A 22,291-nucleotide genomic window follows, 5' to 3' on the forward strand; every position below is an offset into this window, starting at 1 on the left:
GGGCCCGGTGGGGCGCTCCGGCCCTTGGACCCCTCGCGTGAGGTCCTTCGGCCCTGAACGGACACGGGGAGGAGGAGCAGCCTGGGAACGTCGGGGGCACTTTCGTAGACGACAAGGGGCCGCCATGAGCCTGCACGTGGACTCCGAGGTCGGACGGCTCCGGCAGGTGGTCCTGCACCGGCCGGACCTGGAGCTGAAGCGGCTCACGCCGAGCAACAAGGACGAGTACCTCTTCGACGACGTGCTCTGGGTCAAGCGGGCCAAGCAGGAGCACGACGCCTTCGCCGAGTCCCTGCGGGACCTCGGTGTCCGGGTGCACATGCTCGAGCAGCTGCTCCGGGAGACCGTGGCGATCCCCGAGGCCAGGCACTACATCCTGGACGCCGCCCTCGACGAGCTGGTGTACGGGCCGATGGCCCTCGACGCGCTGTTCAGCATGTTCTCCGCGCTCGACGACGAGTCGCTGGTGAAGTACCTGGTCGGCGGGATCACCAAGCGCGAGCTGCTCCAGTACGTCGAGGAGCCGAAGTCGGTCGTCGTCCAGGCCCTCGACCCGGAGGACATGCTGCTGCCGCCGCTGCCCAACCACATGTTCACCCGCGACACCTCCGCCTGGATCTACGACGGCGTCTCGATCAACGCGATGCGCAAGCGGGCGCGGGAGCGCGAGACCATCCACTACGAGGCGATCTACCGCTGGCACCCGTTGTTCGCGGAGGCCGGCTTCCCCGTGTGGTCCGACGGCAGGGTGAACGGGATGGCGACCACCGAGGGCGGCGACATCCACGTGCTCGGCCGGGGGGCGGTCATGGTGGGGATGAGCGAGCGGACCACGCCCCAGGGCATCGAGCGGCTCGCGCTGCGGCTCTTCGCGAAGGGGTCGGCCCGGCGGATCGTCGCCCTGGCGATGCCGAAGAAGCGTGCGTTCATGCACCTCGACACGGTGATGAGCATGGTCACCGAGGACACGTTCACCAAGTACGCCGGGCTCGGGATGCTGCCGTCGTACACGATCGAGCCCGGTGACACCGAGAAGGAGCTGCGGGTCACCGCACACCCCCCGCAGGACATGCACACGGCGATCGCCGACGCGCTCGGCCTGGACTCGATCAAGGTGCTCACCCCGACCCAGGACGTGCACGCCGCCGAGCGTGAGCAGTGGGACGACGGCTGCAACGTGCTCGCGGTCAGCCCAGGGGTGGTCGTGGCCTACGAGCGGAACGTCACCACGAACACGTTCCTGCGCAAGGAGGGCGTCGAGGTGGTGACCATCCAGGGCAGCGAGCTCGGACGCGGTCGCGGCGGACCTCGCTGCATGAGCTGCCCCCTCGAGCGTGAGGGGATCTGACATGCCCTTCAACCTGCGGAACCGCAGCTTCGTCAAGGAGGTCGACTTCACGCCCAAGGAGTGGAAGTTCCTGCTCGACCTCGCCGCCGAGCTGAAGCTGGCCAGGTACGCCGGCTCGGAGCAGCCGCGGCTGACCCGCAAGAACATCGCGCTGATCTTCGAGAAGACCTCGACCCGCACCCGGTGCGCGTTCGAGGTGGCCGCCTTCGACCAGGGGGCGCGGGTCACCTACCTCGACCCCAGCGGGTCCCAGATCGGGCACAAGGAGTCGATGGAGGACACCGCGCGGGTGCTCGGCCGGATGTACGACGGGATCCAGTACCGCGGCTCGGCGCAGGAGAAGGTGGAGACGCTGGCCCGGTACGCCGGCGTCCCGGTCTGGAACGGGCTGACCGACGAGTGGCACCCCACCCAGTCGCTCTGCGACATGCTGACCATGCGCGAGCACTCGTACAAGCACGACGAGGAGATCGCCTTCGCCTACCTCGGCGACGCCCGCAACAACGTGGGCAACTCGCTGCTCGTCGCCGGCGCGATGATGGGCATGGACGTGCGGGTCGTCGCGCCCCGGGAGCAGTGGAACCACGAGCCCGTCGTCAAGCAGGCTCACGACATCGCGCTCGAGACGGGTGCCCGGATCACCCAGACCGACGACGTCGCGCGGGGGGTGCAGGGCGTCGACTTCGTCTACACCGACGTGTGGGTGTCGATGGGGGAGCCGACGGAGGTGTGGGAAGAGCGGATCCACCTGCTCCGGCCCTACCAGGTGAACACCCACCTGCTGGACATGACCGGGAACCCGCAGGTGAGGTTCATGCACTGTCTGCCCGGGTTCCACGACCGGCACACGAGGGTCGGCGAGGAGCTGTTCCAGAAGACGGGCATGACCGCGCTCGAGGTCACCGACGAGGTGTTCGAGTCCAAGCACTCCATCGTCTTCGACCAGGCGGAGAACCGGATGCACACCATCAAGGCCGTGCTCGTCGCGACGCTCGGCGGCTGAGGTGCGCCTCGTCATCGCGCTCGGGGGGAACGCGCTGCTGCAACGGGGCGAGAAGCCCGACAGCGACGTCCAGGAGGCGAACGTCGCGCGTGCGGTCGCGGCGCTGGCGCCGCTGGCCGAGACGCACGAGATCGTGATCACCCACGGCAACGGTCCGCAGGTCGGGGTGCTGGCGCTGCAGAGCGCGTCCGACCCGCACCTCACCACGCCGTACCCCTTCGACGTCCTGGGTGCCCAGACCCAGGGGATGATCGGCTACTGGCTGCTCCAGGCCATGCAGAACGCGCTGCCCGGTCGGCAGGTGGCCGCGATCATCAACCAGACCCTGGTCGAGGCCAACGACCCGGCCTTCGGGAACCCGACGAAGTTCGTGGGCGAGGTGTACGACGAGAGCGAGGCACGAGAGCTCGCCGCCGTGCGCGGGTGGGTGGTGCGGCAGGACGGCACGTCCTGGCGCCGCGTGGTCGGGTCGCCCAAGCCGCAGCGTGTGGTGGAGACCAGGCTGATCCGGCTGCTGCTGAACAGCGGCGCGATCGTGGTCTGTGCGGGCGGCGGAGGCGTGCCGGTGATCCGCAACGAGCAGGGCCACCTCGAAGGGGTGGAGGCGGTGGTCGACAAGGACCTCACCAGCTCGGTCCTCGCGGAGGCGCTCGAGGCGGACGCGCTGCTCGTGCTCACCGACGTCCCGCACGTCGTCCGGGGCTTCGGTACGCCGGACGCCGAGCCGATCCTGCGGGCCACCCCCGCGGCCCTCCAGCGGGAGTCGTTCCCGGCGGGGTCCATGGGACCGAAGGTGGACGCGGTCTGCCGCTTCGTCGAGGTGACCGGGGACATGGCCGCCATCGGACGGCTCGAGGACGCGGAGGCGATCGTCGCCGGCACGGCCGGCACCATCGTCACGCCGGCCGGCCACTACGGCGGACCGGACGACCTGAGCCCCAGCCGCCCGGTGCCTAGCCGAGCGCGCCCGCTGTAGCGGCCAGGACCAGGTAGCAGGCGGCGCCGACGCCGAGCACGACCAGCGGCGGACGGCCGCGCACCGCCATGGCCAGGCCGAGGCCCACGGAGACGAGGGCCACCGGCACCGCCCACGGGATCGAGTCGTCCTCGTGGCTGAGCACGCCCCGGACCGTGACGGCGGTGAGCACCGAGATGCCCGCCCAGCCCGCGGCGGTCGAGACCGCCTCCGGCACCCGGGCCGCACCGAGCAGCGGCAGCAGCCGGTAGGCCACGCTGCCGACGCCCACGAGGAGCAGGGCGACGACGGTGGTCATGACGTCCTCCGGTGCACGAGCCCGGCCGCGGTGACCCCGGCGGCCGCGGCGGCGACCATCGCGGCACCGCCGTCCAGGGAGACGGTCGCGACCGCCACCGCGGTGGCGGCGACACCGGCGGCGAGGCCGGGGCGGCTCCGCAGCTGGGGCACCACCAGCGACCCCAAAGTCAAGGAGGGAAGCAGGGTTGCGACCGGGACGCCGTCCAGCCACCCGCCGACCAGCACGCCGAGGCTGACGAGCAGCGGCCAGCCGAACCACAGGGTGAGCCCGGCGCCGAAGTAGAACCGGCGACGGGCGCGGGGATCGGCGGTGTCACGGTTGCGGGCGAGCGCCCAGGTGGCGTCGGTGAGCATCGCGGCGGCGGCGACCCGCGACCCGGCCGACGCGTCGCGCCAGTGCGGTGCGAGGGAGACCGAGTAGGCGATCATCCGGGCGTTGATGAGCAGGCCCACCAGGGCCGCACCGAGGACGCCGGTGTCGCGCTGGAGGACGTCGAGGACCGCGAGGTGCGCGGCCCCGCCGTAGATCGTCCAGGTGGACAGCCACGCCGCCCTCGGACTCTCGCTGGCGGCCACCGCACCTCCGACCAGCAGCCCGAACGGCGCGTAGGCCACGAGCATGGGGGCCATCGCCCGCACCCCGGCGGACACGTCCGCGTGGTGGTGGGTGACGACGTCGACCTGGTTCATCTCGACCTCCTCGGCTGTGCTGACTCGTCGAGTGTCGACGCGGCGGCTTCCGCCTTCCTTCTCGCCGGCCCTGCCGCCGGTCACCGCCTGGGGAAGGTTCGGGGAAGACGCCCGCTCGACACTGACGGCATGAGCACGAACCAGGTCGAGTCGTTCGTCGCGGCACGGGCGGAGGTGTCCGGTGAAGGTCGGTGACGTCGCCCGGCGTACCCGGGAGGTGACGGCCCGCGACATCGAGCTCTTCACCGAGCTGACGGGTGACCGCAACCCGCTGCACTACGACCCGGACCTGGCCGCGGGCAGCCGATTCGGCGGCATCGTCGTCCAGGGCGGCGTCACCAGCGGGCTGCTCAACGCGCTCGTGGCCGAGCAGCTCCCGGGGCCGGGGAGCGTCTTCCTGCGCGTCGACTGGAGCTTCCGGGCGCCGGTGCGGCCGGGCGACGTGATCACGGCGGAGGCGCGCGTGCTCGAGACGCGGGAGGACAAGCCGGTCACCACCCTCGCCACCACCATCACCAACCAGGCCGGCGTGGTCGTCCTGGACGGGACCGCCGTGGTCTGGCGGGACCCGGTGGTGGCCGAGGGCTCGGCCGCCGTGGAGTGAGGCCACCGGCTCCTCAGGTGTGCCGGTGGAGGTGGTCCACGACCGCCCGCTCCACCTGGTCGAGGTCGGCCGCGTCGGGCAGGTGGGACCTGCCGTCGAGCGGGACGAGGGTCGCATGCGGCAGCCCCGCGACGAGGTCCTGGCCGCCGTGGAAGGGGATCAGCCGGTCGCCCCGGTAGTGCAGGACCAGCGCCGGGGCACGGACGGAGGGGAGCAGGCCCGTGACGTCGTAGTCGAACATCGCGGCGAGGTACTCCGCCGCCACCTCGGGTGAGGCGGAGTCGCGGAAGACCCGGGCCAGGTGCCAGGCGGCCTCGTCGCTCGAGCCCGGCCGGTACAGGTCCGCGAGCATCTTCGAGCCGAGGCCCCAGTGGCTGCGTGCGATCTCCACGACCATGTCTCGCAGCGACTTGTCGGTGAAGGTCCCCGGGCCGTCGGCGAACGTCCCGAACAGCACGAGCGAGGTCACCCAGCCGGGCCGGCGTGCCGCGAGCGCGACCGCGACCGGGCCCGCCGCCGACATGGCCAGCAGTGACACCGGTGAGCCGACGGCCCGGACGACCTCGGCCAGCTCCTCGACGCTGGCCTCCATCCCGTAGTCGGCCACGGGGCCGGGGGAGAGGCCGGTCCCGGCCCGGTCGTACAGGGTGAGGGAGACCTTGCCGGCGAGACGCTCCAGCACCGACGACCGGGGGTCGCGCCCGGACGCGAGGACGTCGAGGCTCGAGACCCAGCCGAGCAGCACGACCAGCGGTGGCCCGGTGCCGGTCGTCCCGTAGGCGAGGACGTTGCCGGCGTCCGTGCGCAGGTAGCGGACCTGCAAACCGGGCAGTCCGCGCGGGCGGACCGGCTCCGGCGGGACCGTCTCCGGGTGCTGCCCACCGCGCCCGGCCGGGGGCGGCACGGCGGGCTGCCGCAGCAGCTCCACCTGAAGCGCGCGCATGGCGGGGGACGGTTCGAGGCCGAGCTCCTCGCCCAGGTGGCGCCGGTAGCCCTGGTACTGGTCGAGCGCCTCCGCGGTCCTGCCGGCCACGTGCAGGGCGCGCATGAGGATGCCCCTGGCTCCCTCCCGCAGGGGATGCTCGGCGACGAACGGCTCCAGCACCGGGATCACCTCGCCGGCGCGTCCGCAGGCCAGCAGTGCCTGGCCCAGGCGCTCCACCGCCGTACGGCGTGCCTCCTCCAGGCCCAGCGCGGCGAGATAGGCGACCTCGGTGTCGGCGAAGCCGGCGTACGCCGACCCGCGCCACAGGCCGAGCGCCTGCACCAGGGTGGCGGCCGCCTGCTCGGGCGGCTGGTCCCGCGCCTCCCGGACGAGGCCGGTGAACCGCTCGGCGTCGAGGTCCCCCGGCAGCAGCGCGAGCTGGTAGCCGTGGTCGCGGGTGAGGAGCACCTCCCGGCCGCCGGCCGCACGGAGGTTGCCCCGCAGCTTGAACACGGCGCTGTGCAGGGACGCCTCGGGTTTCGCCGGCAGGTCGTCGCCCCACAGCAGGTCGACCAGGCGGTCGGTGCTCACCACCTCGTTCGCGCGCGCCGCGAGGGCGGCGAGGAGGGCAGGCTGCGGGGAAGCGAGACGGCGGTGCCTCCGCTCGCGACGAGCTCGACTGCCCCCAGTACACGAACCAGCACGGATGGTCCCTCCGCGACCAGTGTGCCGCCTTCTCAGCCGATGTCGAGCGTGACGTCCCACGAGCGACGGCAGGCCAGGCGGACCACCGCGGACCGGTCCACCGACGGAGGCTCCAGGAGCCGCAGTGGCCCGTCCGCCTCCAGCAGCCCGTCGACCAGCCGCGTGTCCGCGCCGACGCGGGCCAGCAGGTGCTTCGACGGGGTGTTCGAGGGGTGGAGGGTAGCCCGGACCCGTCGCACGCCGCGGGCCGCGGCGACGGTCGTGACCGCGTCGAGCAGGACGGTCGCCAGCCCGCGGCCGTGCTGGTGGTCGACCACCTCGAAGGCGACCTCGGCGGTGGTCGGGCACCCCGGCAGCCGCACGTAGCGTGCGATGCCGGCGGGCTCGTCCTCGACGGTGGCCAGCCAGGCGACGTGCCGGTCGCCGTCGACGTCGGACAGCATCGACATCATCGGCTGCGGCAGGCGGGGAAGCCCGGTGAGGTAGCGCAGGGCCCGCGCGTCGGCGGACATCCCCGCGAAGACCGCGAGCAGGGGAGCGGTCTCGCCGCGTTCCAGGGGCCGGAGGGTGGCGAGGGCTCCGTCGCGGAGGCGGACCGCGGTCCGGCCTTCCTCGTGACGCGCGTCGGGGCGGGCTTGCTGGAGGTGGGACACGACGTCCTCCGGGGCGTGGTCGGGACTGACCTCGCCACCGTCGGCGCCGTTCCTTCCCCCGGTCTTCCCCCGGCACCCACCCGGGAGGAAGGCCCACGGAAGGCGGGCCTCATAGCTTCCTCGGCATCGACCAACAGCTGCCGCAGAGAGCGGCACAACCGATGGAGGAACCATGAGCATCACCGCACAGCCCAGCCGCAACGGAGTGGACACCGCGACCCTGTTCGCCACCCTCGACGCGGTCAAGGGGCAGAACGACATCGCCAAGTTCCAGTTCCGTGCGCAGAACACCTGGGTCAGCGGCACGCACAGCCGGTCGCGGATCTCCGGCTTCTACGGCGCGATGCAGGAGATGGCGCACGAGCACGAGACCGTCCTCGACGCCGACCACCCGGCCGTGCTGGTCGGCCAGGACCACGGCCCGACGCCGGTGGAGTACCTGCTGCACGCGCTGGCGGCGTGCCTGACCGCGGGGGTGGCGAACATCGCCGCCGCCCGCGGCGTGGACCTGACCCGGGTCAGCTCGACGGTCGAGGGGGACATCGACCTGCTGGGCATCCTCGGCCTGTCCGACGGGGCCGTGCGTAACGGCTACCAGGGGATCAAGGTGACCTTCCACGTCGAGGGCGACGCGGACGCCGAGACCCTGCGCGGGATCGTCGAGCAGTCACGTCGGCGCTCCGCCGTCTACGACGTACTCACCAACCCCACCCCGGTGTCCGTCGAGGTCGTCGCCGGCTGACCCCCGGGCGAGTCAGGGAGGCCCACCATCATGCTCACCACAGACACCGTCGTCATCGGGGCCGGCCACGCCGGACTGGCGGTCAGCCGCCTGCTCACCGACGCCGGCCGCGACCACGTGGTCATCGACCGCGGGCGGGTCGCCGAGCGGTGGCGCACCGAGCGGTGGGACTCCCTGCACCTGCTCACCCCCAACTGGATGACCCGGCTGCCCGGGTGGCACTACCCGGGGCCGGACTCCGAGGCGTACATGGCGGTCGCGGACCTGGTCGCCCACCTCGAGCGGTACGCCGCCTCCTTCGCGGCGCCGGTGCGGACCGGGACCACCGTCCTGGCCGTCACCGCGTGCGCAGGCGGCTACCGGGTCACCACCGACCAGGGCACCTGGGCGACCCGGCACGTCGTGGTCGCCACCGGCCCCTGGGGACGGCCGCGGGTGCCCGCCGGGATCGACCTGGAGGGGTCCGGCCTGGTACTCACCACGGCGTCGCGCTACCGCAACCCCGGCGCCCTGCCCGACGGCGGCGTGCTCGTGGTGGGGGCCTCGTCCTCCGGCGTGCAGATCGCCGACGAGCTCTCCCGCGCCGGACGGCGCGTCGTGCTCGCCGCGGGCCGGCACACCCGGATGCCGCGGCGCTACCGGGGGCTCGACGTCTTCTGGTGGCTCGAGCGCACCGGTCGCCTCGCTCGCACCATCGACGAGGTCCGCGACCCCGCGGCCGCACGCAACGAGCCGTCGCTCCAGCTGGTCGGGCGCAACGAGCCGGACCGGTCCGCCGAGGACCTGGACCTCGCCGCGCTGGCGGGCCGGGGCGTCCGCGTCACCGGCCGGCTCCGCGCGGTCTCCGGCGGCGTCGCCTCGTTCGAGGACAGCCTCCCGGCGGCGGTCGCCGAGTCCGACGCGCGGATGCACCGGTTCCTCGACGCGGTGGACGCCCACGTGGACGCCGCCGGGCTCGGCCCAGAGGTCTGGGAGCCGCTGCGCCCTCGGCCCTTCGCGGTGCACCGCGTCCCGACCCGGTTGGACCTGAGGGCCGAGGGCATCGGCACGGTCCTGCTGGCCACCGGCTACCGCCCGGACCACCCCTGGCTCCGCGTGCCCGTCACCGGGCACGACGGCGTGATCCGGCAGCACCGGGGGGTCACGCCGGCGCCGGGCCTCTACGTGGTCGGCCAGCGGTTCCAGCACCGCCGCGACTCCGGCTTCATCGACGGCGCCCGGCACGACGCCGAGTCCGTCGTCACCCACCTGGCCTCCGGCCGCCCTCTCGACCCCACCCCGAGGTGACCACCATGACCACCACGTACGACGTCGTCGTCGTCGGCGCCCGCGTCGCCGGCGCCTCCACCGCCCTGCTGCTCGCGCGGGCCGGCCTCCGGGTCGCGCTCGTGGACCGCGCCGCCTACGGCAGCGACACCGTGTCCACGCACGGCCTGATGCGCGCCGGCGTCCTCCAGCTGTCCCGGTGGGGGGTCCTGCCGGACCTGGTCGCCGCCGGCACACCGCCCGTCCGGCGGACCCTCTTCCACTACGCGGACGGCGACTCCGTGCAGGTCTCGATCCGGCCGAGCCCGGGAGTCGACGCGCTGTACGCGCCCCGCCGGCACCTGCTGGACCGGATGCTCGTCGACGCGGCGGCCGCGGCCGGCGCCGAGGTGCACCACGGCGTCACCGTCACCGGCCTGCTCGAGGCGGACGACGGGCGGGTCGCCGGGGTCCGCCTGAGCGACCCGCAGGGCACCCCCCGCGTGCTGCGGAGCCGGTTCATCGTCGGTGCCGACGGGATCCGCTCGGTCGTGGCCGACGAGGTCCGGGCCGCTGTCGAGCGGAGGGGGACGTCGGCCGGGGCAGTGCTCTACCGCTACCACGCGGGCGTGGACGCCGCCGGCTACGAGTGGGCCTACGGCCCCGGGACGGCGGCGGGGATGATCCCGACCAACGACGGTCTGACCTGTGTCTTCGTCTCCACCACGCCCGAGCGGATGCGGACGCTGCGCCGTGGTGGCGCGGAGGCGGCGTTCGACTCGCTGTTCGCCGTCGCCGCGCCGGACCACGTGTCCCGGCTACGGGCCTCCGAGCCCACCGGACGGATGCACGGGTGGGGCAGGGTCCCGGGGTTCGTGCGCCGGTCCTGGGGGCCGGGATGGGCGCTGGTCGGCGACGCCGGCTACTTCAAGGACCCGATCACCGCCCACGGGATCACCGACGCCCTGCGCGACGCGGAGCTCCTCGCCGACGCGGTCGTCGAGGCGGCGGCGGGAGCGGTGCCGGAGGACGTGGCGCTGGCCGGCTACCAGGCTCGCCGCGACGCGCTCTCACGCCGGCTGTTCGAGGCCACCGAGAGGATCGCGGCCTACGACTGGGACCTGCTCACGGTGCGCCGGCTCCTGCGGGAGGTCAGCTCGGCGATGACCGACGAGGTGGAGACGCTCGAAGGGCTCCCGGTTCGCCACGAAAGCGCCGGAATCGCCCCGGGCATCCGACCTGACAGGGCCCTCGCCCGGGAGTAACGTGACGTCGTTCCATCGAGATCGGGCCTTCCGCATGCACGTGCGCATCGACATGCTCGGGGGATTCTCGGTGACGGTCGACGACGTCGCCGTACCGGACGACGCCTGGAGCCGCCGCCACGCGGCCGGCCTGGTCAAGCTGCTCGCCCTGGCCCGCGGCCGGCGGCTGCACCGGGAGCAGGTGGTCGACGCCCTCTGGCCCGACCTCTCCCTCGACGCCGCCGGGCCCCGGCTGCACAAGGCCGCCCACTACGCGCGCCGCGCGTTCGGCGAGCAGGCCCACACGCTGGTGCTCCGCCACGACCTCGTGACCCTGCTGCCGGACGCCGAGGTCGTCGTCGACGCCGTCGCCTTCCGCGCCGAGGCCGAGGCGGCGCTGGCCGAGGCGTCCGTCGAGCGCGGACGGAGCGCGCTGGCGGCGTACGCCGGTCCGCTGCTGCCCGACGACGTCTACGAGCCGTGGACCGAGGAGCCCCGCCAGTCGCTCACGGCGCTGCGGGTGGAGCTGCTCCGCCGCACCGGGCGGTGGGAGGAGCTCCTCGAGGACGACCCGGCCGACGAGCAGGCGCACCTCGCGGTCGCCCAGGCGTACGTCGACCGCGGCGACGTGCGCGCAGCACTGCGCCAGCTCGAGCGGATGGACCAGGCCCTGCGCCGCGAGCTGGGCACCGCACCGGGCCCGGCGGCGGAGGCGCTGCGACGGTCGCTGCTCGAAGCGCCCGCCACCCCGGCACGGGCGGCCCCCGCTCCCACGGGCGGGCACCGGCTCGTCGGCCGGCGCGACGTCGGCGACCTCCTCCGGGAACGGCTGGTCCGGGCCGACACGGGCCGGGGGAGCACCGTGCTGGTCACCGGACCGCCCGGGGTCGGCAAGTCCTCGGTGCTCGACCTGGCCGTCGCGCTCGCCGACCGTGGCGGGTGGCGGACCGGACGCGGCAGCGCCTCCGCGATCGAGGGCTCCTGGCCCTACGCCCCGGTGCTCGAGGCGCTCGGCGACCTGTGTCGCAGGCACCCGTCCCTGCTCGACGGGCTGGACGACAACTACCGCCACGAGCTCGACCGCGCCCTGTCCGCGCGCGAGGTCAGCTGGAGCGGCGAGTCGGCGCACCAGCGGCTCTTCGTGGCCGCCGCCGAGCTGCTCCGCCTCGCCTCGGCAGGTCACGGGCTGCTGCTCGTGGTCGACGACCTGCACGAGGCAGACCAGGCCTCGCTGCGGCTGCTGCACTACCTCGCCCGCTGCGCGCTGGACGAGCGGGCGGTGCTGGCCCTGGCGCACCGGACCGGCGGGGGCGAGGCCCTCGAGGAGATGCAGGCCAGCCTGGTGAGCCGGGGCATCGGGAGCCGGGTGGAGCTGGCCCCGCTGGGGCGGGCCGCCACGCGACGCCTGCTGGCGCAGCGGTTCCCCGCCCTCGACGAGGAGGCCGCCGACCGGATCTGGGACCTCAGCGGCGGCCTCCCCTTCACCGCGCTCGAGCTGGCGCGCGCGGAGGTCGAGGGTCGGCCGGCGAGCGTCGGCGCGGCCGGCGTGGGGGCGGCGCTGCCCCGCGCGGTGCGGCGCACGTTCGCCCGCGTTGCGATGCTCGGGTCGGCCTTCACCACCGACGAGCTGCTCGCCGTCGCCGGGGTGGACGAGGAGGAGGCGTACGGGCACCTGGAGGTCGCGCTGACGGCACTCGTCGTGGAGCCGGCCGACACCGGCTACCGGTTCCGCCACGCGCTGGTCCGCGAGGGGCTGCTGGGCTCGGTGCCCGTGCACGAGCGGGCCGCGGCGCGGCAGCAGGTCGCCGAGCGGCTCGCGGGGCTCGGCGCCGCCCCGGCCCGGGTGGCCCACCAGTTCCTGGCCGCCGGGCAGCCGGAGCGGGCGATCCCCTACGTGCTCCCGGCGGTGGAGACAGCCGGTGCCCTGGGGGCCTACCGGGACGCGCTGGCCCTGGTCGACGCCGTCCGGGCGCACGCCACCGGCGAGGACCTGGCCCGGCTGCTGGCGCGGCGCGGGGACCTCCTCATGGCGCTGGGCGACCCCGACTCGGTCCGCGCCTACCGGGAGGCGGTCCCGGTGACCTCGGGGACCCGGCAGCGACTGGTCCGGGCCAGGCTCGCGCGCGCGGCCTGCTTCGGCGGGGACTTCGACACGGCGCGCGCGGCCCTGGCGGGCCTCGAGCTCGAGGGCGACGCCGCCGACGGGCCGATCCTGCTGGCGCGGGGGAACCTGTCCTACTTCACCGGCGACGTCGACGCCGCCTGGGACGCGGCCTCCGCCGCCCGTCGGATCCTGCTGACCCCCGACGACCCCTGGCACTACGTCGACCTCATCGCGCTGCAGGGGCTGATCGCGCACCAGCGCGGCGAGTGGTTCGAGCGGTTCCGCCTGGAGCTGCGGCGTACCCAGGGCAGCGCCGGGCTGGCCACCGCCCTGTTCGACGCCCACCTGTGCGTCGCCGAGTACCTGCTCTACGGGCCGGTCCCGTACCCGGAGGTGATCGAGCTCGCCGAGGGACTGCGCCGCCGGGCGTCCCACTTCGGCGCCCTGCGCGGCGTCGCCTTCGCCACCGCCCTGATCGGGGAGGCGGCGCTGCTGATGGGCGACCTCGACCTGGCCGAGCGCGAGCTGCAGGAGGCGGTCGACCTGCACCGCGACGCCGACGCGTCCGCCGGCGAGGCGCACAGCCTCCAGCGGCTGGCCGAGGTCCGGCTGGCCCGTGGCGATCGCGAGGGGGCGCAGCGGCTGCTCCAGCGTGCGCTGCCGCTGGCCCGGTGGTCGGTGATCGGCATGCACCTGCTCCAGCGCATCTACGGGACGATGATCGCCGCCGCGCCCGACCCGTGGGCGGCCCGGGCCGCGGTGGACAAGGCGGAGGCCACGATGGGGGAGACCGACGCGTGCCCCTTCTGCGACGTGATGCTCGCGGTGCCGGCCAGCATCGCCTGCGCCGCCGTCGACGACCTCGCGGGCGCGCGCCGGCACCTGGCGGTGGCCGAGGCGTCGGCGGCCCGCTGGGACGGAAGCGCCTGGGACGCGGCCGTGCTCGAGGCCCGCGCCCACCTGGCCCGCGCCGAGGGCCGGACCATGGAGTCCGAGGCCATGCTCGACGAGGCGGGCCGGCTCTTCGCCGCCTCCGGACACCCCCTCGACGCGGAGCGCTGCGCCCGCGCCCGGCGGGGCGCCGAGGTGGCCCGTACGGGGGCCTGAACCAGTCCCACCGCAGCGGCGCGCGGTGAGCACCCGGACATGTGGAGACCGCCCGCACGACCCCAACCGTCATGTCGTCGGCAGGCACCGCCCCGTGTGCGTGACTCCGGGACCTGCTCGACTCGTACTGGTCAAGGCCGCGTTGGCGGTCGACCCCCACTTAAGCGCGATTTGCGACGGTGCGCACCTGTTGATCTGTCAACGATCCGAGCGAGTGGTGTGGCGCGGGTCGCCTGTCGCCCCGCGGGGGGACGCCGTACGCCGTCAGCCGGGTCCGCAGGCCCGTTCGCTCAGTAGCCCTTCGGCTTCTCGGGGACGTAGAGCCACGTGCGGAACAGCCCGTCGAGCTGCCGGCCGGAGACCCGTTCGGCGAGCTTCTTGAAGTCACCGGTGGTCACGGTGCGCCCGGCGTTCTGCTGGGCCCAGCGGTGCAGGACGGTCAGGAAGTCGTGGCTGCCGATCCGCATCCGGAGCGCCTGCAGCGCCATCGCGCCGCGGTTGTAGACCGGGAGCGCGAACAGCTTGTTCACCGAGCCGGGGTTCGCCGGCGGGGTCTTCCAGAAGCCCGACTTCGGGCCGTAGATCTCGTACAGGAAGTCGAACTGCCGCTGCGGGGTGGCCGGCTTGTCGAAGCGCTCGGCGTCCCACATCCACTCGGTGTACGTCGCGAAGCCCTCGTTGAGCCAGATGTCCTTCCAGTCCCGCGGCGTCACCGAGTTGCCGACCCACTGGTGGGCGATCTCGTGGGTGATCAGGTAGCTCGGCGCGCGGAACGGCATGACCGGGCGGCTCTGCGTCTCGAGCGCGTAGCCGACGTCGATCCGGTCGATGACCATCCCCGAGGACTGGAACGGGTAGCGGCCGAAGGTGCGCTCGAGGAACCTGATCACGCGGGGCAGCGTGCGCCGGGCCTCGGCCTGCCGCCCGAGCTTGGTGTCGACGAAGGTGACCAGGGGGATCCGGCCGTGGTCCATCGCGCTGCGGAACATGCGGTACCTGCCGATGGAGACGGTGGGCAGGTACGGCGCCATGGGGTCGGCCTCGCGCCACTTCCAGGTGGTGCGGGTGTCCCCGACGTCGCGACCCGCGAACCTGCCGTTCGAGGCGGCCATCAGCCGGTTCGGCACCTCGACGTCGATGGCGTACGTCGCCTTGTCGCGGATCGTGTTGTTGACCGGGAACCACGTCTCGGAGCCGAGCGGCTCGGACAGGGCGGTCGCGCCGTCGGAGGTGGAGAGCCAGCCGGTCTTGCCGAGCTGCTGGCTGACCCGGGCCGAGGGCTTGCCGGAGTAGCTGACCGTCGTCTGGAAGGTCTGCCCCTTGGCGATGTCGACCGGCGGGTCCACGGTCATCTCGGCGCCGTCGCGGCGCACGGTGGCGGGCTGCCGTACGTCGCCGACCTTCACGGTCACGCCGTCCACGGCGAAGCCGCGCAGCTCGAGGTTGAAGCGGGACAGGTTCTGCGTGGCCACCGCGGTCACGGTGGTCCTCGCGTCGACCGTGCGGGAGTCGGCCCGCCAGGAGAGGTCGATGTCGTAGTGCCGAGCGTCGTACCCGCCGTTGCCCCAGGCCGGGAGGATCGAGTCGCCGGAGCCCGTGGACCCGGGGGAGCCGGTCGGCTCCAGCGCCCCGGCGGAGCCGCCGGACAGGCCCAGGAGGGTCAGGGCCACAGCCGTCGAGGTGAGGGCGCGGGACACGGGACGTGAGTGCACGGGGAAGATCTCCGGGACAGAGGACGAGGAACGAACCCAGGCTAAGGCCGGGGCGCGGGCCTGGCGAACCGAGCGGGGACGTGAGGAACGACACCCCCGTACGGCCGGTTCCTGGCTGGATGGGCCCCGTCCGGCACGACCACAATGGACGCCGTGCCGGAGACCAGGGAGATCTACAAGACGCTCGACCTCGCGCTGAGGGTCGGCGAGGTCCTGCTGTCCTCGGGCGCCGGCGCGGCCGACGTCACCGCCACCATGCTCTCCCTCGCGCACGGCCTCGGGCTGCGCGGCATCGACGTGGACGTGACGTTCACCGCGCTCCAGATGAGCTACCAGGAGAGCTTCGACGACCCGGCGCTGATCCAGGTCCGCAACGTCCGGCACCGCGACATCGACTACGAGGACCTCACCCAGGTCGACATCCTGATCCAGGACGTGCTGAGCGGCGAGATCGACCGCGACGAGGCCCGCCGCCGGCTGGCCAAGATCATCTCGTCCGGACACCGGCTGCCCCGCTGGGCGGTCACGCTGGGCTGGGGCGTCACCGGGGCCGGCATCGGTTTCCTCCTCGGCGGTGACCTGATCGTGGTCGGCATCGCCTTCCTCGCCGCCTGCGGCATCGACCTGCTCAAGAAGCGGATGTCCCGCCGCCGGCTCCCCGCCTTCTACCAGCAGGTGGCCGGTGGCCTGCTCGCCACGCTGCTCGCCGTGCTCACCGCGGCGACCGACCTGCCTGTCGACCCGTCGCTGGTGGTCACCGCGAGCATCATCATGCTGCTGGCCGGGGTCGGCTTCATGGGGGCGGTGCAGGACGCGCTGACCGGCTTCTACATCACCTCGGGCGCCCGGATCCTCGAGGCCATGCTGGCCACCGCGGGCATCATCGCCGGGGTGAGCGGCGGGCTGACGGTCGGCACGATGATGGGCGTGGAGCTCGGCGAGCTCGACCCGGGTGCCGCGGGCTGGTCCTACCTGCCGGTGATGACCTTCGGGGCCGGGCTCAGCGCGGCCGCGTTCGCCTTCGCCTCCTACGCCCCGGTCCGCTCGCTGCTGCCGATCGCGATGATCGCGGGGCTCGGCGAGGTGATCTTCTACGGGCTCAGCGACCAGTCCGGTCCGGCCTGGGCCGCGGCCAGTGCCGCGATCGTGATCGGTGTGACCAGCTACGCGGTCGCCGGCCGGGTCCGGGTGCCGCCGCTCGTGGTCGTGGTGCCGGCGATCGTGCCGCTGCTGCCCGGTCTCTCCATCTACCGCGGGCTCTCGCTGATGTCGGTCGGCGACAGCAGCGGCATCGTCTCGATCGCCACCGCGATGGCCATCGCGATCTCGCTCGCCTCCGGCGTCATCCTCGGCGAGTACATCGCCCAGCCGCTCAAGCGCGAGGTCCGCCGCCTCGAGGACCGGCTCTCCGGGCCCCGCCTGGTCGGTCCGATCCGCGCGCGTGCGGTGCGCAGGCAGAAGGTCTGAGCCCGAAGGCTCAGGGGAGGTTCTCCAGCGGGTACTGCGCCCCGGTGCTCGTGTCGATGAGCACGGCGTGGTCCACCGTCGCCACGATCGGCAGCACGTCGTACACCGCCGACGCCACCGTGGTCAGCTGGTCCAGCCGGGTGCGCGGGGTCAGCGTGCAGTGCGGCACCCATACCCCCGGCCGGTAGTGCCGGTGCAGGTCCGCCCCGGTCGACTCCACCGCCTGGACCACCCGCTCCTGCCGTGCCGCGATGTCGGAGGTGACCGCGGGGACCAGCCAGGTGCGGCTCCGGCGGAACATCCCGAGCGCGTCGAAGTGCAGCGTCATCGGGCCCTCGTCGGGCAGCAGGCCGAGGGTGTCGACGACCTTCTCGAGGTCGTAGGTGCGGAGCACGGCGTACGACAGGTGCGGGACGTGCCGGCCGTGGGTGTGGCTGAGCAGCGTGGGGACCCCGACGTCCTCGAGGTGCTGCCACAGCTGGCGCACCGCGTGGTCGCCCCGTGCATCGAACATCAGGCACACCGCGAGCGCCATGGTCAGAATCGCACTTCGAACGCGGCGGCCCCGGTGGGCTCGACCTCGGTGACCTCGACCCGCGAGACCCGGGCGCTCGGCGGTCCGCTGCGGCACCAGTCGACCATCGCGCGTACGGCGTCCTGGTGCCCCTCGAACAGCGCCGCGACCGACCCGTCCGGCTCGTTGCGGACCCAGCCGGCCACCCGCGCCGTCTCCGCCTCGCGTCGGCAGGTGTCGCGGAAGAACACGCCCTGGACGCGGCCGTGCACCACGACGGTGCGCGCGACGCGGCTGTTCGGGTCCACCCTCACATCATGGACTCTCGCAGCACGTCGAGCCATCGCCCCGCGGTCGCGTGGTCGAAGGGGCCCTCGCGCCGCTCCACCGCCCGGCGGACGTCCTCGCAGGTGGTGACCGCGTGGTCGACGAGCGCGGCGGGGTAGCCGAACCGGACCCGGTGGTCGGCGAACTCGTCCTCGTCGTCGACCCAGACCCGGCCGGCCCAGCCCCGGATCACGTCGAGGTCGAGGTCGACCATCCGGACGGCGCCGTCGGCGACGGCCGGGACGGTGGTGATGTCGACGTAGGTGTGGCAGGGCGCCCGCCCGCCCGGCCCGAAGAAGGTGGCGACGTAGCCCGCGCCCGCTGGGACGAGTACCACCTGCGGCTCCGTGGTCGTGAACCGCGCCCCGGGCCGGGTCATCGAGGTGCCCTCGGGCAGCCCGAGCCACAGCCCGTGGTCGTCGGCGCCGAGCCGGACGGCGTCGTACTCCCAGTGCGGCTGCTCACCCCACTTGCCGAAGACCACCCGGACCGCGCTCACGAGCGCATCCTACGAAAGGTCAGCGGCGGTCGTCGGCGTCTCCGGGCAGCGAGTCCGCCTTGTACGCGCCGCGCTCGCCGAGCGGCGCGGGGGAGCCGACCGTGGTGTCGGTGACGGTCTGCTGCTCCGCCTCGGCGTTGATCTCCGCGCCGAGCAGGACCACGAAGGCGCTGATCCACAGCCACAGCATCAGGACCACGACGCCGGCCAGGGCGCCGTAGGTCTTGCCGTAGCTGCCGAAGTTGTCGACGTACAGCGAGAATCCCAGCGAGGCGACCAGCCACACCACGGTGGACACGGCGGCGCCCACCGACACCCAGTGCATCTTCGGCGCGTCCCGGTCGGGGGCGATCCGGTAGAGGACCGCGAGCGCGACGGCGACGGCCACGAGCAGCCCGATCCAGCGGGCCGCCTCGAGCAGCACCCGGATGATGCCGCTGGGGAAGAACTCGTCGAGGAGGACCGGGGCGACCGCGATCAGCGTGACCGCGACGACGGCGAAGAGGATCCCGCCGAAGGTCAGCCCCAGCGCGAGCGCCTTGCGCTTGACGAAGCCCCGGGTCTCCTCCTCGTCGTAGGCGGCGTTGATCGCGGTGATCACGTTGCCGACGCCGCCCGAGGCGCTCCACAGGGCGAGCACCAGGGCGATGATCAGGCCCAGCCCGAGGGACTGCTGGGGGGTGGAGATGATCGCCTCCATCTGCTGGGTGATCAGCGAGGCGGCGTCGGCGGGCAGGACCTTCGCGAGCTCCTCGGCCTGACGGGCGACGGTCTGCGGGTCGGCGACGAGCCCGTAGACCATCACCGCGGCGATCATCGCCGGGAAGAGGGAGAGGAACGAGAAGAAGGCCACGCCGGCCGCGAGCAGCGGGACCTGGTCGGTCTTCGACTCCGCCCAGGCCCGTTTGACGACCTGGACCCAGCCGCCTCGGGGGATCTCACGGGGCTGGCTGGCGTGCGCGCCCGGGTAGTCCCGGTCGAGGTCGCGGGAGGGGTCGGTGCCATGGGTGGCTGGGTTGGACATACCTGTGTCGTACCCCGCCCCGGCTCGTGCCTAACAGCCCCGGCGGTCGCTCTTCGGCACGACTTTGCCGGCGACCCGGGCCACACCGGACTGGTAGCGCGCGCCGACCAGGCGGACCCAGGCGTCGAGCAGCCTGGCGTCGGCTCCGACCACGATCCGCGGCCTCCCCGCCAGGACCCCCTCGACGATGACCTGGGCGGCCTTCTCGGCGGTGGTCCTCGCCAGCTTCCGGTCGAAGAAGTCGGCCACGGTCTGCTGGTCGTGCGCGGCGGTGGTGCGCGCGTTGCGGGCGATCGCGGTCTTGATCCCACCGGGGTGGACGCAGGAGACCTGGACCGGGTGCCTGGCGACGAGCATCTCGGTGCGCAGCGCCTCGGTGAAGCCGCGGACCCCGAACTTCGAGGCGTTGTACGCCGACTGGCCGGGCATCCCCATCAGGCCGAACAGGCTCGAGATGTTCACCAGGTGCCCGTCGCCGCTCTCGATGAGGTGCGGCAGGAACTCCTTGCTGCCGTGCACGACGCCCCAGAAGTTCACGTTCATGACCCACTCGAGCTGCTCGTACGACGTCTCCTCGAAGTCGCCGTGCAGGGCGACCCCGGCATTGTTGACGAGCACGTCGACCCGGCCGAGGTCGGCACGGACCGAGGCGGCGTACTCGCGCATCGCTGCGCGGTCGGCGACGTCGACCTTGTCCGCGTGGACGTCGCGGGCGTGATGGGCGCGGGCGAGCTCGGCGGTCTCCAGCAGGCCGACCTCGTCCTTGTCGGAGAGGGCCAGGACGGCGCCGCGGGTGGCGGCGTTCAGGGCCAGCGCCCGGCCGATGCCGGAGCCGGCGCCGGTGATCACGACCACCTTGTCGTCGAGGGTCTTCATGCGGGCTGCTCCGTCTTCTCGGTGAGGGCGGCGGCGGTGTCGTCGAAGGTGCGGGTCCGCGCCGTGGTGAGGTACTTCCCGGCGTCGAAGCGACGGGTCAGCCGGCGGAAGGTGAACGTCGTGCGCGGCCACAGGGTGACGTTGCGGCCGTGGGCGTCGAGGTACCAGCTCGAGCATCCGCCGGCGCTCCACACGGTGCGCCGGATCCGGCGCTGGATGTCGCGGTTCCACCGCTTCTGCGCGGCCGGCTTGGGCTCCACGGTGTCGATGTCGCGAGCGGTCATCTCGCGCAGCGCGTCGACCACGTAGGCGATCTGCGACTCGATCATGAACACCATGCTGGAGTGCCCGAGGCCGGTGTTGGGACCGACGAGGAAGAACAGGTTCGGGAAGCCGTGGGTGGTGGCGCCCTTGTACGCCGACATCCCCTCGCGCTCCCACTGCGCCGCGAGGGTCTCGCCGTCGCGGCCGGTGATCCGCTCGGCGATCGGCAGGTCGGTGGTGTGGAACCCGGTGGCGACCACCAGCACGTCGACCTCGCGCTCCACCCCCTCGCGGGTGACCACGGCGTTGCCGGTGACCTTGGCGATCCCGTCGGTGACCAGGTCGACGTTGTCGCGGTCGAGGGCGGGGTAGTAGTCGTTGGAGAGCAGGATCCGCTTGCAGCCGATCTCGAAGGTCGGCCGGACCTTCTCGCGCAGCGCGGGGTCCTTGATGCCGCGGTGGATGTTGACCAGGCCGGCCTTCTTCGCGGGCATGGCCAGCTTCGGGTTCACGGTGAAGGCCGGCACGAGCGCCTCGCGGCCCCAGTAGATCGCGGTGCGGTAGGCCTTCTGGAGCCCCGGGACGTGCCGGAACGCGAGCCGCTCGAGACGGGTGTAGGCGCGGTCGCGGCGCGGGACGACCCACGGCGCGGTGCGCTGGTAGACGTCGAGGTGGGCGACCTTGCCGGCGATCTCCGGGACGATCTGGATGGATGAGGCCCCGGTGCCGATCACCGCGACGCGCTTGCCGGTGAGGTCGGAGTCGTGGTTCCACCGGGCGGAGTGGAAGACCTCGCCCTGGAAGGTGTCGATGCCCTCGATGTCGGGCATCTTCGGGTCCGAGAGCGCGCCGGCGGCGGAGACCACGACGTCGGCGGTGAGGGCGCCGGCGCTGGTGGTGACGCGCCACCGGTGGCGCTCGGCGTCCCAGGTGGCGTCGTCGACCGAGGTGCCGAACCGGAACCGGTCCATCACCTGCGAGCGCTCCGCGACCCGCCGCAGGTAGGCCTGGATCTCGGGCTGGGGAGAGAACGACCGCGACCAGTCCGGGTTCGGCGCGAAGGAGAACGAGTAGAGCTGGGAGGGGACGTCGCAGGCGGCGCCGGGGTAGGTGTTGTCGCGCCAGGTGCCGCCGACGTCGTCGCCGCGCTCGATCACGAGGAAGTCCTGCTCGCCGTGCTCGGCGAGCCGGATCGCCATGCCGAGACCGCCGAAGCCGGCGCCGACGACGAGCACGCGGACGTGGTCGGGCAGGCCCGGGGAGGTCGGAGTCGTGGTGTCCATGCCGAGGACCATACCGACGGTATTGAACAAGGGTCAATAGCGTTGTCGAACGGAGTTCAGTAAGGTGGGGGCATGAGCCACACCCGCGTCCGGCTCAGCCCGGACACCCGACGCGAGCAGCTGCTCGACCTCGGTGTCCAGCTCCTCGGCACCCGGTCCCTCGATGAGCTGTCGATCGACGTGCTGGCCGAGGAGGCGGGCATCTCGCGTGGCCTGCTGTACCACTACTTCCGCAACAAGCAGGAGTTCCACCGCGCCGTCGTACGCCGCGCCGCCGACGACCTGATCGCGGTCACCGTCCCCGACGAGACACTCGACCCGATCAGCCGGCTGACCGCGGCGCTGGCGGCGTACGTCGACTACGTCGAGCACCACTTCGAGCCCTACACCTCGCTCGTGCGGGGTGCGGCCAGCGGCGACCAGCTGCTCCGCGAGATCTATGAGGACGCGCGGACCGCGCTGACCGGGCGGATCTTCGAGAGCCTGGGGGAGTACGGCCTGGACGACACCCCCGCCGTCCGCCTGCTCACCAACGGCTGGGCCGCGATGGTCGAGGAGGCCGTGATCGCCTGGGTGCCCGACCAGCAGCTGTCCAAGGACGAGCTGCTGTCCCTGCTCGCCGCCGCCTTGCCGGCCGTTCTCGCGCCCACGGCTCAGCCCCCGAACGGCTCGAGCTGAG

Annotated in this window: 21 protein-coding genes; 10 read left to right on the top strand and 11 right to left on the bottom strand. The window is 73.1% G+C overall.

The genetic code is table 11. The annotated features are described in order from the left end of the window. The first annotated feature begins 124 nt into the window (after window positions 1–124). Genes K1X13_RS14690 through arcC form a run of 3 tightly spaced genes read left to right on the top strand, consistent with a single transcriptional unit; the run spans window position 125 to window position 3,327 of the window. On the top strand, window positions 125–1,348 hold the full coding sequence (locus K1X13_RS14690; protein WP_221025764.1) for an arginine deiminase: 1,224 nt from the start codon (window positions 125–127) through the stop codon (window positions 1,346–1,348). Window position 1,349: 1 nt separating this feature from the next. After that, on the top strand, window positions 1,350–2,351 hold the full coding sequence (argF, locus tag K1X13_RS14695) for an ornithine carbamoyltransferase (protein ID WP_221025765.1): 1,002 nt from the start codon (window positions 1,350–1,352) through the stop codon (window positions 2,349–2,351). Between the two features lies 1 nt (window position 2,352). Next, window positions 2,353–3,327: a carbamate kinase gene (arcC, locus tag K1X13_RS14700; protein ID WP_221025766.1), complete on the top strand. Its 975-nt coding sequence runs from the start codon at window positions 2,353–2,355 to the stop codon at window positions 3,325–3,327. Here arcC and K1X13_RS14705 read toward each other — a convergent pair. Next, window positions 3,305–3,625 (bottom strand): AzlD domain-containing protein, encoded by a 321-nt coding sequence (locus K1X13_RS14705; RefSeq protein ID WP_221025767.1) that lies wholly within the window; start codon window positions 3,623–3,625, stop codon window positions 3,305–3,307. The two genes, arcC and K1X13_RS14705, sit on opposite strands and share 23 nt — an antisense overlap. After that, entirely contained in the window at window positions 3,622–4,317 is a 696-nt protein-coding gene (locus tag K1X13_RS14710) for an AzlC family ABC transporter permease (protein ID WP_221025768.1), read from the bottom strand. Before K1X13_RS14710 ends, K1X13_RS14705 begins: the two co-directional genes overlap by 4 nt. Before the next feature lie 181 nt (window positions 4,318–4,498). On the opposite strand from K1X13_RS14710, the gene K1X13_RS14715 reads away from it, so the two are divergent. Beyond that, a complete protein-coding gene (locus K1X13_RS14715) occupies window positions 4,499–4,921 on the top strand; it encodes a MaoC family dehydratase (protein ID WP_221025769.1) in 423 nt (140 codons plus the stop codon). A 13-nt stretch (window positions 4,922–4,934) separates the two neighbouring features. Here the strand turns inward: K1X13_RS14715 and K1X13_RS14720 are convergent, their stop codons facing one another. Then, complete coding sequence (locus K1X13_RS14720; protein WP_221025770.1) at window positions 4,935–6,611, bottom strand: bifunctional AfsR/SARP family transcriptional regulator/alpha/beta hydrolase; 1,677 nt, start codon at window positions 6,609–6,611, stop codon at window positions 4,935–4,937. After that, window positions 6,584–7,204 carry a GNAT family N-acetyltransferase gene (locus K1X13_RS14725; RefSeq protein ID WP_221025771.1) on the bottom strand — a complete coding sequence of 207 codons (621 nt, stop codon included), beginning with the start codon at window positions 7,202–7,204 and terminating at the stop codon, window positions 6,584–6,586. Before K1X13_RS14725 ends, K1X13_RS14720 begins: the two co-directional genes overlap by 28 nt. A 172-nt stretch (window positions 7,205–7,376) precedes the next feature. On the opposite strand from K1X13_RS14725, the gene K1X13_RS14730 reads away from it, so the two are divergent. Genes K1X13_RS14730 through K1X13_RS14745 form a run of 4 tightly spaced genes read left to right on the top strand, consistent with a single transcriptional unit; the run spans window position 7,377 to window position 13,646 of the window. Then, on the top strand, window positions 7,377–7,946 hold the full coding sequence (locus K1X13_RS14730; RefSeq protein ID WP_221025772.1) for an OsmC family protein: 570 nt from the start codon (window positions 7,377–7,379) through the stop codon (window positions 7,944–7,946). A gap of 30 nt (window positions 7,947–7,976) precedes the next feature. Then, the gene (locus K1X13_RS14735; protein ID WP_221025773.1) at window positions 7,977–9,233 is read left to right on the top strand and encodes an NAD(P)-binding domain-containing protein; all 1,257 of its coding nucleotides are present in this window, start codon (window positions 7,977–7,979) and stop codon (window positions 9,231–9,233) included. Window positions 9,234–9,238: 5 nt separating this feature from the next. Continuing rightward, a complete protein-coding gene (locus K1X13_RS14740; RefSeq protein ID WP_221025774.1) occupies window positions 9,239–10,456 on the top strand; it encodes an NAD(P)/FAD-dependent oxidoreductase in 1,218 nt (405 codons plus the stop codon). Between the two features lie 34 nt (window positions 10,457–10,490). After that, window positions 10,491–13,646, top strand: a complete 3,156-nt coding sequence (locus tag K1X13_RS14745; RefSeq protein WP_221025775.1) for an ATP-binding protein — start codon at window positions 10,491–10,493, stop codon at window positions 13,644–13,646. A 290-nt stretch (window positions 13,647–13,936) separates the two neighbouring features. Here K1X13_RS14745 and K1X13_RS19735 read toward each other — a convergent pair whose 3' ends face one another. Next, window positions 13,937–15,343: a M1 family metallopeptidase gene (locus K1X13_RS19735; RefSeq protein WP_221025776.1), complete on the bottom strand. Its 1,407-nt coding sequence runs from the start codon at window positions 15,341–15,343 to the stop codon at window positions 13,937–13,939. A gap of 159 nt (window positions 15,344–15,502) precedes the next feature. On the opposite strand from K1X13_RS19735, the gene K1X13_RS14755 reads away from it, so the two are divergent. After that, window positions 15,503–16,825, top strand: a complete 1,323-nt coding sequence (locus K1X13_RS14755) for a threonine/serine exporter family protein (RefSeq protein WP_221025777.1) — start codon at window positions 15,503–15,505, stop codon at window positions 16,823–16,825. 10 nt (window positions 16,826–16,835) lie between these two features. Here the strand turns inward: K1X13_RS14755 and K1X13_RS14760 are convergent, their stop codons facing one another. The 6 genes from K1X13_RS14760 to K1X13_RS14785 are packed head-to-tail and all read right to left on the bottom strand — an operon-like array spanning window position 16,836 to window position 21,612. Next, window positions 16,836–17,360 carry a 2'-5' RNA ligase family protein gene (locus K1X13_RS14760; RefSeq protein ID WP_221025778.1) on the bottom strand — a complete coding sequence of 175 codons (525 nt, stop codon included), beginning with the start codon at window positions 17,358–17,360 and terminating at the stop codon, window positions 16,836–16,838. Between the two features lie 2 nt (window positions 17,361–17,362). After that, complete coding sequence (locus K1X13_RS14765; protein ID WP_308249566.1) at window positions 17,363–17,647, bottom strand: acylphosphatase; 285 nt, start codon at window positions 17,645–17,647, stop codon at window positions 17,363–17,365. Window positions 17,648–17,649: 2 nt separating this feature from the next. Beyond that, entirely contained in the window at window positions 17,650–18,165 is a 516-nt protein-coding gene (locus K1X13_RS14770; protein WP_221025780.1) for a DUF402 domain-containing protein, read from the bottom strand. A 19-nt stretch (window positions 18,166–18,184) separates the two neighbouring features. Beyond that, window positions 18,185–19,189, bottom strand: a complete 1,005-nt coding sequence (locus K1X13_RS14775) for a YihY/virulence factor BrkB family protein (protein WP_221025781.1) — start codon at window positions 19,187–19,189, stop codon at window positions 18,185–18,187. A gap of 30 nt (window positions 19,190–19,219) precedes the next feature. After that, window positions 19,220–20,065 carry an SDR family NAD(P)-dependent oxidoreductase gene (locus K1X13_RS14780; RefSeq protein WP_221025782.1) on the bottom strand — a complete coding sequence of 282 codons (846 nt, stop codon included), beginning with the start codon at window positions 20,063–20,065 and terminating at the stop codon, window positions 19,220–19,222. After that, complete coding sequence (locus K1X13_RS14785) at window positions 20,062–21,612, bottom strand: flavin-containing monooxygenase (protein WP_221025783.1); 1,551 nt, start codon at window positions 21,610–21,612, stop codon at window positions 20,062–20,064. The genes K1X13_RS14780 and K1X13_RS14785 overlap by 4 nt, the downstream gene beginning before the upstream one ends. A 72-nt stretch (window positions 21,613–21,684) precedes the next feature. On the opposite strand from K1X13_RS14785, the gene K1X13_RS14790 reads away from it, so the two are divergent. Further along, on the top strand, window positions 21,685–22,290 hold the full coding sequence (locus K1X13_RS14790) for a TetR/AcrR family transcriptional regulator (protein ID WP_221025784.1): 606 nt from the start codon (window positions 21,685–21,687) through the stop codon (window positions 22,288–22,290). Window position 22,291: the final 1 nt, after the last annotated feature.

Source organism: Nocardioides jiangsuensis (genome assembly GCF_019679455.1).
Classification (GTDB): Bacteria; Actinomycetota; Actinomycetes; order Propionibacteriales; family Nocardioidaceae; genus Nocardioides_C; species Nocardioides_C jiangsuensis.